The sequence below is a fragment of the Duganella levis genome, from assembly GCF_009857605.1.
Classification (GTDB): Bacteria; Pseudomonadota; Gammaproteobacteria; order Burkholderiales; family Burkholderiaceae_D; genus Rugamonas; species Rugamonas levis.
Window position 1 is genome coordinate 309,281 of sequence record NZ_WWCT01000004.1, and the last position, 12,830, is coordinate 322,110.

A 12,830-nucleotide genomic window follows, 5' to 3' on the forward strand; every position below is an offset into this window, starting at 1 on the left:
CTGAGTTCCATTCCATTTTATTGCCCCAATGGAAGATCACGCGATTCCGGTTGTTAAAAAATATCTTACGGACTTAATCGTTTAATGCACGAAATCAGCTCAGCTTTTTAACTTGTTTAGCACGAGCAATAAAGTAAGCAGTATCATGATCGGCAGTAATTATATTAGACTTGAGAAGACCCGTTGCAGATTTAATCATTCTTGTAACATAAGGTTTTTCTCGATCCTCATTTCCATTTAGACGCCAAATAAACGAACTATGTTTAAATAAACTAAGGAGGTTTTGAATATCTCCAGTATTTTCAAAAATATCCCAAAGAGCCTTATGCGACTTTAAAAATAATGCATCAAATCTCTGCCCATAAAAATACTGATAGGCACTAATTAAATTATTTATATTTTCATTTGAGAGTTTAATATTTCTCTCAACGGAAATAGTGGCAATTTTTACCGCCGCACGACTCGCATTATACGGATCACGAGTCTTACTTGAGCTCGACACGACCTCTTGCAAAACCCCCAACATATCGGAATCATCTGAATAAGAATCCGCTCTCGACAAAATAAGGTTATTGCGTACTGTAACTGCACCACTTTTCTTGGCCTGTTCCTCAAGTCTTAATAACTTAACTTTTGCATCACCTTGAGCGCCCATTTCAACTACAATAGCGCGAGCTTGAATGGCATCATTAGATTTCGGAGAAATTTTAATTAATTCTTCGGCAGCTTTAATTGCCTCCGAATCGTCCAATGACTGCAGGCACAACGCATAATTTAACAGTAGTGATACTTTAAGATCTTTTGGCCACTCATGCTCTATTAGTTCCTCTAGAAGTTTCTTTGATCGCGGATTGTCCCCTTGCATACGAGAACTTTTTGCCAATAGGTATCGTATTGAAAGTACTTCCTTTCCATAATTACTTGCTTCCGCGCCCGCAGTAGAAAGAACGGCATCACAAGCAGCAGTACAACTCCTATAATGCTTACCAGCCAATAGTTCGGCGCAGTAGATTTGAGCTAAAGTAAGTGCTGTTTTAACGCGCAAATTTTGCAAATTCAAAACGGCCAGCGACAACATACGAAGCACCAATTCATGGCCATTATCCAACGTGGTCAAATCTTCTGATATTTTAAAACCTTCTCTTGACTTGATCTTCCAAATACCAGAAGATCGATTTTCCTCAAAATATAGCCCCATTGCCCGCTTAGTCAAAGAATCTATTTCTTTTTCGCCAAGCAAAGACAACACATATTCACGCACTGCAGCTTTTGCAAATAACAGTTTTATTTTACTTTCTTGACCACTAACGTTTGGAATTACACCAAACCCATTTCGAACCTCTATAAGGTCATAATCTAACAAAGTAACAGCTTGTGTCTCATAAAATACGTACTGCGGGTCAAAGCGGCGAATTTTTTGAAGCGTTTCTCCATGTGGCAGAATGCAAAGAAGCTTTAGCATTAATCCGGCACGCTTAATATTATCATCAGCTGAATTAAAAATAGCTTCGATTGCCGTGGATAGCGCACGCGGAACGACTTCATTTTCTGATGCCCTTGTTACCAAAGCTCCAATCTGTAAATCGGATAAATTTACTACGCGAAGGCTTTTTAGTACCTTTTCTATTTTGCTCGGCACTCCGCCTGTTAATTTATAAATTTCACTTATAGAAGATGGATTTTTTATATCGCTTTGGCAGTTTTTATGCGAAAAGACATAAGCTCTGGTTTCAACCTCATCCAATGGAGTTAGGCTTATCTTACTAAATTTTCCTGTTATCGGAGGAACGCGAGTAACAGCCAATATAACAACTTGCGGACAAAAATCGAGAACCATATCGCCCAAACTTTCAACATCTGAAGCCATATGCAATTCCTGAATATTTTCAGACGGCGCTTCATCGAAGATAAGAATTGCAGGACCTACCTGCAATAAGTTTTTACAATATTCTGAAAATGAGCAACCATACAGTTCAGGAAAACGATTCAAGAATTCACTACGTTTAGCGTAGTTGCCTAAATCTATTCGATATATTGGTTTTTCTTGGTACCCCATAGATTTCACTATAGAATACAAAAAACCGTCCGTCCCTAATCCCCAATCTGTACAAATCCAAACCATACGCTCCAAAGCAATGGCCGCTACACAAGCCTGTTGAGATGGAACGCGAATTCCAATATGCTGGTCGAGTTGGGGAATATTATATTTTGTAGCCTCTAAAAAATCTGAATTTATAGATACCTCATTGATTGAGGTAACCACAATCTTTTGTTCAATTTCCGAAATCAGTTGCTGCACATTATGCTGACTAGTCGACGTTGATATTTTTAATGGTTCAGAAGTATTTTCCGCACCTGGAATAATTGCATGATTATAATCTGGAATGAAATTTCGCTTGCCATCGCCTCGAATATGAGAAATTCGTGGCCAAAGAATCCATTCGGCAGATGTCTTCTGAATCGCGATTTTCCCTACTGTATATCCATGACGCCTTTCAGTGGTACCATCGGCAAGATATTCCAGACCGAAAATCGAAGGACCTTGAACGATTTTTCTACTTGGTCCTCCGCCGGTAGATATAGTCTGCGAACTTGATTCGTGCATGTGTCCAAATATATGGGCAGTGAAGCGCTCCGGCGGATAGATTTCCGTGTCGAAATCTTTCTTAACTTCAGGATGAAGCCATCCTGTAGGATGATGGGTGATTAGAAAATTAACATCGTGCTGCGAGCACCATTCATCGGGATTTTCATCGGTTACTGCAAGCAATTGCCTGACGTCGAGATCTAACTGCTGGTTGTAGTCTCCGTCGCCCAATTGCAGGAATGTCGAATTCAAACCAACAAGACCTACTGATACATCGCCGAACTTAGCACTCGCGGACACATCACCAGGAATTTTTCCATCTTTTGTTGGCAAAATTGGAATTCCTTGGCTTCCAATATTATCTTTCCAATTAGTGTAGTTTTGAAAGGCAGCCTCAATGTGCTTTCTGTAGGGACTTGTTTCAGTTTTCCAAAATTGTTTGGCAACCGAGGGCTCCGTTCTCCATTGTTTAAAAAGCAATGATTCCTGCAAATCAGGATCAGGCCGCACTAGATCATGATTGCCAGGTACGCAAAAGAATCCAGGTTTATAGCCCCATTTATCTAGTTTTTCATACAGATCTAAAAGGACGGCCGTAAATGCGTTAAACTCGCTAACAGCACCCTTTTGAGTAATATCACCAGAAAAAATAATTACATCTAAACCATTTGAATTTTTAGAAATCCGCTCCAGATCATCTATAAATGTTTTTTTCAAATTCGGCCAAAGCCAATTATGTGACTGTTGCCCCACATGTAAATCAGTAAGATGAAGCCACTTGAACTCTTTCATTTTTATCGCCTATATTGCAAGAATGAAATCAGTCTACAAGTGTTCGCGAGGGTTGTCTATGGGGGAAATTTGTTACATTATGAAATTCATGCTTAATTTAGCATAACGTTAAAGCAGATCACCTGCCACAAGTGGACTGTTAAACGTAAAACCAACGAATCACCTCAAGGGCAGGGAAGATTCAACGGGATTTCGCTGAACATTTCCAATTGCATCGACATGTAATTTTGCAACCAATTGTGTATACCCAAGTAGAGAAAATCCACAGGACTGAAACTCCCTCTGCTTCGTTCGTGTTCAACTCAGCGCGGATAGCAGCCAACGTTACTCGGTTAGGCGTCGTTTGCTAAATCTTACGACCTCGGTTGGTAGTGTGTAGTACGGTTATCAGAAAAGATAACCCGTTTTCCTGACAACTGATTCCAGTAGTGAAATATGCATTACCGGAACGGACTGTGCGACCTGCTACTCTCTTGATCTCGCTTAATCGCAGCGACCTTCGCCCTCTCCTGCTCAAGCTTCGCAAGATACGTTGGCGCCGCCGACGCTACATTCCCTCGCACTCAGTCGCCAGAACGAACGGATGCCGGGCAGCTGCCCGTTCCACCTGTTAGTTAGTGAAGCCCGCCAGTCGCCAATCCGCGCGATTAATGGCATTCGCTCCATGACGACCAAGTCCTTGCACCAGCACTTCTGCCGCCCGCCCACGCAACGGATCAGCCAATGCATTCGTTGAAAGCTTCACCCATTTAAACGTCCGGGGACAACAAAAAACCCGCTCCTCCTATGAGGAGAGCGGGTTTTGAGACTTCTTAATACTTTTTACTGCTGAGTTCTGGTGCCGCTTGCCGGAATCGAACTGGCGACCTTTTCATTACGAATGAACTGCTCTACCAACTGAGCTAAAGCGGCGACGACCAGCATTTTAACAAAGAACCAGCACTCCAACCAGCCCCAAAGCAATAATTTTTGGTGCTGGTTGCAACTATTTCATTGCCTTATGCTGATTTCAGGCTTTTCAGCCTTCGCTATGGTAGCCGGTCACTACCGCTACTTCATCGCGCGAGCCGAGGAACACCGGCACGCGCTGGTGCAGTTTGTGCGGCTGGATGTCCATGATGCGCTGTTTGCCATCGGTGGCCGCGCCGCCTGCTTGCTCGACGATGAAGGCCATCGGATTCGCTTCGTACATCAGGCGCAGTTTGCCTGGCATCGAGGTGTCGCGGGTGTCGGCTGGGTACATGAAGATGCCGCCGCGGTTCAGGATGCGGTGTACGTCGGCGACCATCGAGGCGATCCAGCGCATGTTGAAGTTGGTGCCGCGCGGGCCGGTGTCGCCGGCCAGCAGTTCGCCGATGTAGCGCTGCACCGGCGCGTGCCAGTGGCGCTGGTTCGACATGTTGATGGCGAATTCCTTGGTCTTGGCCGGAATCTGGATGTCGCGCTGGGTCAGTACCCACGAGCCCATTTCACGGTCCAGCGTGAAGCAGTTGACGCCGTTACCGGTGGTCAGCACCAGCATGGTTTGCGGACCGTACACGGCGTAGCCGGCGGCGACCTGCTTGGTGCCGGCCTGCATGAAGTCGGCTTCGGTCGGCTGGTCCATGCCTTCCGGCGCTTTCAGCACCGAGAAGATGGTGCCGATCGAGACGTTGACGTCGATGTTCGACGAGCCGTCCAGCGGGTCGAACAGCAGCATGTATTCGCCCTTCGGATAGCGGTTTGGAATCGGGTGGATGGATTCCATCTCTTCCGACGCCATGGCCGCCAGGTGGCCGCCCCACTCGTTGGCTTCCAGCAGGATTTCGTTGGAGATGATGTCCAGCTTTTTCTGCACTTCGCCCTGGATGTTTTCGGTCTCGGCGGTGCCGAGCACTTCGCCCAGCGCGCCCTTGCCCACCGAGTGGCTGATGGTTTTGCAGGCGCGCGCGACGACTTCGATCAGCAGGCGCAGTTCGGCCGGGATCGTGTTGTGCTGGCGTTGTTCTTCCACCAGGTATTGCGTAAGACTGACTCGTTTCATGTGGTCCCTTGGTTGATGGTGATTAGTTGGCGAGTGCTTTGGTGATCACTTCGGCGACGTCGTTAGACAGTTTTTGGGCGGCGACTTTTTCCAGCGCCTGTTTCATCTTGGCCTGCAACGCCGGCGCGTAACGGCGCCAGCGGTCCATGGCGCGCGCCAGGCGGGCCGCCACTTGCGGGTTGATGGCGTCCAGCTTGATCACGTATTCGGCCCAGAAGGCGTAGGCGCTGCCGTCGGCCGCGTGGAATTGCGATGGGTTGGCGTTGGTGAAGTTGAAGATCAGCGCCCGTGCGCGGTTCGGCGTTTTCAGCGTGAAGGCCGGGTGCTCCATCAGCTTGCGCACGGCCGCCGCATCGGTGGTCGGCGCCGCAGCTTGCATGGCGAACCATTTGTCGATGACCAGCGCTTCGTTCTCGAAGTCCTTGTAGAAGGCTTTCAGGTACGGGCCGGCTTCGGCGCCGCTGTGGATCATGGCCACCAGCGCGGCCGAGCGGTCGGTCATGTTGGTAGCGCTTTCAAACTGCTGCTGCGACAGTTTGAGTTCGGCCATGTCCGGCGTCGCCATCAGGTAGGACAGGCACAGGTTTTTCAGCGCGCGCTTGCCGGCCGACAGTGCGTCCGGGCTGTACTCGCCCGGCGTCTGGTTGGCGTGGTATTGCGCCAGCAGTTCCGGCTTGAGCGCGGCGCCGATGGTGCGGCGCAGGAACTGGCGCGCGGTGTGGATGGCTTGCGGATCGACCACTTCCATCTGCTCGGCGATGATGGTTTCCGACGGCAGGATCAGCGCCAGTTCGCGGAAGGCCGGATCGAGCGTTTCGTCGGTCAGCACGGTGCGCATGGCATTGATGAAGGTGTTGTCCAGCTTGAGGTTGCCGGCGCCGTGGGCCGCCACTTGCGCGGTCAGTTTCAGCAGGCGCTCCATCGCCAGACGCTGGCCGGCTTCCCAGCGGTTGACAGGGTCGCTGTCATGGTTGAACAGATGCAGCAGTTCGGCGTCGGTGTAGTCGTATTCGAGGATCACCGGCGCCGAGAAGTCGCGCAGGATCGATGGAATCGGACGTTCGTCGACGTTGCGGAAGCGGAAGATCTGCTCTTGCGTGGTCAGCTCCAGCACTACCGTGGTGGCGCCTTTTTCGTGCTTGCCGTTTTCCAGCGTCAGCGGCAGGTCTTTGCCGTTGGCGCCCAGCAGGCCCACTGCCACCGGAATGTGGAACGGTTGCTGGTCCGCCTGGCCGCGCTGCGACAGGATGATGTCGAAGTTGCGCTTGACGGCGTCGTAGCGGGTGCGCGCGGTGACCACCGGCGTGCCGGCCTGCGAGTACCAGCGTTCGAACTGGGCCAGGTCGCGCTGGTTGGCGTCGGCCATGGCGGCGCGGAAGTCGTCGCAGGTGACGGCCTGGCCGTCGTGGCGCTCGAAATACAGGTCCATGCCTTTGCGGAAGCCGTCGCGACCCAGCAGGGTCTGGTACATGCGCACCACTTCGGCGCCTTTTTCGTACACGGTGACGGTGTAGAAGTTGTTGATTTCGACGAAGGAGTCGGGACGCACCGGGTGCGCCATCGGGCCGGCGTCTTCCGGGAACTGCGCCTGGCGCAGCGTGCGCACCTGGTCGATGCGGGTGACGGCGCGGCCGGAGTCAGTGCCGATCATGTCGGCGGAAAATTCCTGGTCGCGGAACACGGTCAGGCCTTCCTTCAGCGACAGCTGGAACCAGTCGCGGCAGGTCACGCGGTTACCGGTCCAGTTATGGAAGTATTCGTGGCCGACCACCGCTTCAATGCCGGCGAAGTCGATGTCGGTGGCGGTGCGCGGGTTGGCCAGCACAAACTTGGTGTTGAAGATGTTCAGGCCCTTGTTTTCCATCGCGCCCATGTTGAAGTCGCCCACGGCGACGATCATGAAGCGGTCCAGGTCCAGTTCCAGGTTGAAGCGTTCCTCGTCCCAGCGGATCGAGTTCTTCAACGACTGCATGGCGTAGTCGGTCTTGTCGAGGTTGCCCTCTTCCACCCACACTTGCAGCAGCACGTCGCGGCCATCGGCCAGCTTGAAGGTTTCCTCCTGGCAAACCAGCTTGGCCGCCACCAGCGCGAACAGGTAGGACGGTTTCTTGAACGGGTCTTCCCACTTGGCGTAGTGACGGCCGTCGCCGAGGTCGCCCTCTTCGATCAGGTTGCCGTTGGACAGCAGCACCGGATAGGCGGCCTTGTCGGCGCGCAGCATCACGGTGTACTTGGCCATCACGTCCGGACGGTCGGGGAAGAAGGTGATGCGGCGGAAGCCTTCGGCCTCGCACTGGGTGAAGAAGTTGCCGTTGGAAACGTACAGGCCGGACAAGGTGGTGTTTTCCACCGGCGCGCAGATGGTTTCGATTTCCAGCACCACGGCGGCCGGGGCCTTGCGGATGGTCAGCGTCGATTCGGTCAGCGTGTAGTCGCCGGCAGCCAGCAATTTGCCGTTCAGGCGCAGTTGCACCAGTTCAATGGCCTCGCCATGCAGCACGATGTCGTGGCTGGACGAGGCCGGATTCTGGCGCAGGGTGATGCGATTCGCCACCACGGTACGCGCCGGCGCCAGGTCGAAACCGAGTTCTACGGTGTCAACCAGGAAGGCGGGAGGGGTGTAATCTTTGCGGTAGATCGTCGTGGGGCTGCTGTCTGTGCGCATTGGAGGCTCTGAAGGGACGGATACAAAGGCTTATTTTACCAATACCGGGGCCGGCCCATGCGCGGATTCGCAGTTTAAGAGACAATTGGCTTTTGCGGGAACTAACATTGCTGTTGTACATTCGGCCGTAACAGTCTGTAATAATCATGCGAGCGCCGTGCCGGCGGCATACACTGAATCCCGGATAACCCGTTTTAGCTGAAAGGGCATCATCATGAAAAACTATCTCGCCATGCTGGGGGCCGCCGCCGTCATGCTGCTGAGCGGTTGCGCGACCACGTTGCACAGCAATGTGACCGCGTTCAACGACTGGCCGGCCGCCGATCTCCAGGACAAATCCTTCGCTTTCGAAGCGCCGCAGGGGGCCAACGATACGCTGGAATTCCGCAATTACCAGGCGCTGGTGGCCAATCAGCTGACGCAACTGGGCTTCCATCAGGCTGACGAAGGCCAACAGCCGCAGCTGATGGTCAGCATGAAATACTTCACCATCGATCATCCGGTGCGCGTCATTCAGTCCGATCCGTTTGATGATGGGTACTGGGGTCCGGGCTTTGGCCGTTACGGCTACTACGGCCGCTTTGGCTATTCGCGCTGGGCCTATCGTCCGTTCTTCTATGATCCGTACCGTTTCGGTCCGCGCTATGTGAGCGAGCAGATCAAGCACCAGTATCAACGCCAGCTGCGCGTGACCATCGATACCGTGTCGGGCCGCAAGCTGTATGACGTGACGGTGCAGAACACCAGCGGTGTACAGGCGACCCCGTATGTGATGCCGGCGCTGGTGCAGAGTGCGTTCACCGGCTTCCCGGGCCAGAACGGTGTGCCGCGCACCATCGACATCACCATCGAGCCGAAGACGCAGAACGTGCAGGCGGCGAATCCGGCGCCGAAGGCTAACTAAGCTTGCGTCGTAAATAAACTGGCATCAGCCACCAGGCTACCAGTATCAACAACCCCATCAGGGCTGCCACCAGCAGCCCGATGGTGGCGCCAAACACTTCCGATATCACCAGATCCGTCCCCAGCACCAGAGCAATCGCCAGCGCAAATGCGCCGGCGACGATCTGGCGTGAGGCGATGCGCTTGAAGCGCACCCGGTCCTTCAGCGGCCGCAGCAGCCGATGCTGGATCGCCGGCGCGCTCAGCAGCACCAGACTGGCCAGCGCAAACAAAAAGGTCGCCAGGAACAGCAGCTTTTCCAGATGGACGATCTGCGCAAAGCCGCCGTTGAACGGCAAGATGATCAGAAATGCCGACAACATCTGCGCCCCCGGCAACAGGATGCGCATTTCGCTCAGCATGTCCGAAAAGTCGCCGTCGTCACGCTCGTCGCTTTGCGTGTCGTCGTTGCGCTCTTCCGGAGCCGCGCTCATGGCAGCAGAATGGTCGAGCCGGTGGTTTTGCGGGCTTCCAGGTCGCGGTGAGCCTGTTGCACGTCAGCCAGCGCATAGCGTTGGCGGATGTCGATTTTCACTTCTCCGCTGCTGACCACGCCGAACAGCGACTTGGCCATCGCTTCCAGGTCGTCGCGCTTGGCGGCGTAGGTCATCAGGGTCGGCCGCGTGACAAACAGCGAACCACGGCTGGCCAGCTCACTCAGGCTGAACGGCGCCACCGGACCGGAGGCGTTGCCGAAGCTGACCATGGTGCCCAGCGGCTGCAGGCAGTCCAGCGAGCCGATGAAGGTGTCCTTGCCGATCGAGTCGTACACCGCCGAGACGCCCTTGCCGTCGGTCAGCTCCTTGACGCGTTCGGTGAAGTTTTCCTTGTTGTAGTTGATGACCTCGGTAGCGCCGTTTTCAATCGCCAGCGCCGCCTTCTCTTCCGAACCGACCGTGCCGATCAGCTTGACGCCCATCACGCGGGCCCACTGGCAGGCGATCAGGCCCACGCCGCCGGCCGCTGCGTGAAACAGGATGGTGTCGCCGGCCTTCAGCGGCACCGTGCGGTGGAACAGGTATTGCACCGTCAGCCCTTGCAGCATCATGGCGGCGGCGGTGTCGAATTCGATCTGGTTGGGCAGCACCAGCAGCTGCGAGGCGGGGATGATGCGCGCTTCCGAATACGAACCCAGCGGACGGCCGCCGTAGGCCACGCGGTCGCCCACTTTCAAGTCGGTCACGCCCTCGCCCACTTCCTCCACCACGCCGGCGCCTTCCACGCCCAGCGCGCCGGGCATCGGTTGCGGGTACAGGCCGGTGCGGTGGTAGACGTCGATATAGTTGAGGCCGATGGCTTCATGGCGCATCCGCACCTCGCCCGGACCGGGCGGCGGCAAATCGACCTCCACCAGTTCCATCACTTCGGGACCGCCGACGCGGTTGATGCGGATCGCCTTGACCATTGCTTTTCTCCTGAATTAGGCAGCGCGTTGCTGAAGCTGAGACAGTACCAGATGTGCCGACGACAGGTTGGTGGCGCACGGCGTATTGTGCACGTCGCAGGCGCGCACCAGGGCGTTGATGTCCGGTTCGTGCGGCTGCGGCGTCATCGGATCGCGCAGGAAGATCACGCAGTCGATCTGGCCTTCCACCAGCAGCGAGCCGATCTGCAAGTCGCCGCCGAACGGGCCGGAGTGCTTGCGCTCCACCTCCAGGCCGACTTCGTTGATCAGGCGACCGCCGGTGGTGCCGGTAGCCACCAGCGCGCAGGTCGACAGGAACGCCTTGTATTCAGTGGCCAGCGTGATCATGTCGTCTTTTTTCTTGTCGTGCGCAATCAGGGCAATGCGGAATTTCATGTCTCGATCCTAGTTTATTTTTTGGACAGCAGATAAATCCCGGCCAGCACGAGGGCGGTGCCGCCCAGCTGCCAGGAGGTGACGGGTTCGCCCAGCAGCAGCGCACCCAGGAACAGCGTTGACACCGGGCCGATCATACCAGCCTGCGAGGCGGTGCCGGCGCCGATGCGCTCGACCGCGATCATGGTCATGAACACCGGCGCCACCGTGCACAGCAGGCCGTTCAGCAGCGACAGGCCATACACCGGCAGCGGCTGGATCAGCAATTCGGGCGGACGCAGCAGGAAGAACTGGCCGACGCAGGCCACGGTCGAGACGCACATCGCGTACGACACCAGCTTGAGCGAACCGAGCCGCTTGACCATTTCGCCCGACAGCAGCAGGTAGGCGGCGTAGGCGGCGGCCGAGCCGGTCACCAGCGCCGCGCCCAGCACCACGTTGTGGCCGCCCTGAAGGTCGTGCACGAACACCAGCACGATGCCGCAGTAGGACGTCAGTAGGGCCATCCACTGCTTGCGGCTGATGTGCTGCTTGAGGAAGGTCGAGCTGATCAGCAGCACGAAGGTGGGCGTCAAGAACAGGATCAGCCGTTCCAGGCCGACCGAGATGTATTGCAGGCCGAGGAAGTCGAGGAAGCTGGACAGGTAGTAGCCGACCAGGCCGAGGCCGAGAATGCGCCAGCGGTCGCCGCTGGTGAGCGGCGCGCCGGTGCGCATCTTCCACAGGGCGACGGCGGCGAACACCGGCACCGAGAACAGCATGCGGAAAGCGATCAGGGTGACAGCGTCGATGTGGTAGCGGTACAGCAGCTTGGCGACGATGGCCTTGGTGGAAAACAGGACCGAGCCGCCGATGGCGATACCCAAGCCGCTGAGAAATGCCGCGCGCGTCAGCGGGCTGTGTGTGGTGCTTTTGTCCATACCTGAGATTGTACGGGCAAATGCGGACGGCCGCAGCCGCCCCCGTCGTTCCCGCGAAAGCGGGAACCCATGCTGAGTCGGAATGGCACACGGCCTATGGGTTCCCGCCTGCGCGGGAACGACGGGGGGTTAGCTAATCGTCACGGCTGGGGTGCCGGCGGTGACCGTCGCGGTGGTGGTGCGGGCGACGATGGTGGCGGGGGCGGTGGCGCCTACCAGCTTGTTCACTTGACGGAACTGGGCGGTCATTTTGCCTGGGGTCAGCGTCACCAGCGTGTAGCCCTGTGCATCGGTGTTCAGATGCTTGAGCCACGCGTTGTTGCCCAGCGCGGACAGTTGCTGTGCCAGCGTGAACAGGCTGGTGTTGAAGTCGCTGTTGGCTTGCAGACCGGTCAGCACAGCAGCCGTGGTCGCTTCCAGCTGCGACTCCGGCACGCCTTTCGCCGCCAGCGCGCCGCGCAGCTGCACGCGGGTCTGTTCGGCCAGCGACGCGACCGTCGGCGCAGCTTTGCCCATGGTGTAATCCAGCAGGTTGAAGTTCAGGTTGACCGTGCCCAGGCCGGTCACCGGCACCGCTACCGGGTAGGACACCAGCGTGCCGATGTCGCCCAGCGTCGATGCCGCGTCACGCAGGTAGCTGAAGAACGAGTCGGAGCTGATGCCAGCCGATACCAGGTCCACCATCACCGGCGTGCCGCCACCGGTGGCGTCGAAGTCGTCGTTGACGGTGCCGGCGAAGAAGGAGTGGATGTCGCCGGTAATCGCGACCACGTTGCCAACGTTGTTGCTCTTCAGGTGAGACATCAGCGCCTTGCGCTCGCTGTTATAACCGTCCCACTGGTCGCAGTTGAGCAGGAACTTGGTGAAGAACGCCGACAGCGCATCCTTCTTACCCGACGCCGCCACAAACGCCGAATTTGCCTTGTTGGCCTGCACTTCCGGCTTGATGTAGCCGAAGGCGATGGTCTGCCCTGCCACCGCAGCCAGCGCCGCGCCGCTCTGGCCGGCCGCAGCCGCAGCGGCGACCTTGCCGAAGGTGGCGACGGCAATCGCCGCCTGTGCCGCCGTCAGACCAGCAGCCACACCAGCCGCCGCTTGCG

At 55.8% G+C, this 12,830-nt stretch carries 9 protein-coding genes and 1 tRNA gene; 1 reads left to right on the forward strand and 9 read right to left on the reverse strand.

The annotated features are described in order from the left end of the window. Positions 1–94: 94 nt before the first annotated feature. The 4 genes from GTP69_RS08000 to pepN all read right to left on the reverse strand — a co-directional run bounded on the left by GTP69_RS08000 (position 95) and on the right by pepN (position 8,067). On the reverse strand, positions 95–3,379 hold the full coding sequence (locus GTP69_RS08000) for a metallophosphoesterase (protein ID WP_161054376.1): 3,285 nt from the start codon (positions 3,377–3,379) through the stop codon (positions 95–97). 836 nt (positions 3,380–4,215) lie between these two features. Continuing rightward, positions 4,216–4,291: transfer RNA gene (locus GTP69_RS08005), tRNA-Thr, on the reverse strand. A gap of 106 nt (positions 4,292–4,397) precedes the next feature. Beyond that, on the reverse strand, positions 4,398–5,402 hold the full coding sequence (locus GTP69_RS08010) for a class 1 fructose-bisphosphatase (RefSeq protein ID WP_161054377.1): 1,005 nt from the start codon (positions 5,400–5,402) through the stop codon (positions 4,398–4,400). A gap of 22 nt (positions 5,403–5,424) precedes the next feature. Then, positions 5,425–8,067 (reverse strand): aminopeptidase N, encoded by a 2,643-nt coding sequence (gene pepN, locus GTP69_RS08015; RefSeq protein ID WP_161054378.1) that lies wholly within the window; start codon positions 8,065–8,067, stop codon positions 5,425–5,427. Positions 8,068–8,281: 214 nt separating this feature from the next. On the opposite strand from pepN, the gene GTP69_RS08020 reads away from it, so the two are divergent. Next, positions 8,282–8,971: a DUF4136 domain-containing protein gene (locus GTP69_RS08020; RefSeq protein WP_229260850.1), complete on the forward strand. Its 690-nt coding sequence runs from the start codon at positions 8,282–8,284 to the stop codon at positions 8,969–8,971. On the opposite strand, the gene GTP69_RS08025 is transcribed toward GTP69_RS08020, so the two are convergent. The 5 genes from GTP69_RS08025 to GTP69_RS08045 all read right to left on the reverse strand — a co-directional run. Further along, complete coding sequence (locus GTP69_RS08025) at positions 8,964–9,443, reverse strand: DUF6328 family protein (RefSeq protein WP_161054379.1); 480 nt, start codon at positions 9,441–9,443, stop codon at positions 8,964–8,966. The genes GTP69_RS08020 and GTP69_RS08025 overlap by 8 nt on opposite strands. Continuing rightward, positions 9,440–10,414: a quinone oxidoreductase family protein gene (locus GTP69_RS08030; protein WP_161054380.1), complete on the reverse strand. Its 975-nt coding sequence runs from the start codon at positions 10,412–10,414 to the stop codon at positions 9,440–9,442. Before GTP69_RS08030 ends, GTP69_RS08025 begins: the two co-directional genes overlap by 4 nt. A gap of 15 nt (positions 10,415–10,429) precedes the next feature. After that, a complete protein-coding gene (locus GTP69_RS08035; protein ID WP_110844981.1) occupies positions 10,430–10,810 on the reverse strand; it encodes a methylglyoxal synthase in 381 nt (126 codons plus the stop codon). A 14-nt stretch (positions 10,811–10,824) separates the two neighbouring features. Then, positions 10,825–11,730 (reverse strand): DMT family transporter, encoded by a 906-nt coding sequence (locus GTP69_RS08040; protein WP_161054381.1) that lies wholly within the window; start codon positions 11,728–11,730, stop codon positions 10,825–10,827. A gap of 129 nt (positions 11,731–11,859) precedes the next feature. Then, positions 11,860–12,830 (reverse strand): alkaline phosphatase D family protein (locus tag GTP69_RS08045; RefSeq protein WP_202424336.1); only part of this gene is annotated, 971 nt, incomplete at its 5' end.

What these genes read in the sequence shown, in the direction of transcription:
- GTP69_RS08035 (WP_110844981.1), bottom strand. Translation starts at nt 10,810, where the DNA reads ATGAAATTCCGCATTGCCCTGATTGCGCACGACAAGAAAAAAGACGAC.
- GTP69_RS08040 (WP_161054381.1), bottom strand. Translation starts at nt 11,730, where the DNA reads ATGGACAAAAGCACCACACACAGCCCGCTGACGCGCGCGGCATTTCTC.
- GTP69_RS08030 (WP_161054380.1), bottom strand. Translation starts at nt 10,414, where the DNA reads ATGGTCAAGGCGATCCGCATCAACCGCGTCGGCGGTCCCGAAGTGATG.
- GTP69_RS08020 (WP_229260850.1), top strand. Translation starts at nt 8,282, where the DNA reads ATGAAAAACTATCTCGCCATGCTGGGGGCCGCCGCCGTCATGCTGCTG.
- pepN (WP_161054378.1), bottom strand. Translation starts at nt 8,067, where the DNA reads ATGCGCACAGACAGCAGCCCCACGACGATCTACCGCAAAGATTACACC.
- GTP69_RS08025 (WP_161054379.1), bottom strand. Translation starts at nt 9,443, where the DNA reads ATGAGCGCGGCTCCGGAAGAGCGCAACGACGACACGCAAAGCGACGAG.
- GTP69_RS08000 (WP_161054376.1), bottom strand. Translation starts at nt 3,379, where the DNA reads ATGAAAGAGTTCAAGTGGCTTCATCTTACTGATTTACATGTGGGGCAA.
- GTP69_RS08010 (WP_161054377.1), bottom strand. Translation starts at nt 5,402, where the DNA reads ATGAAACGAGTCAGTCTTACGCAATACCTGGTGGAAGAACAACGCCAG.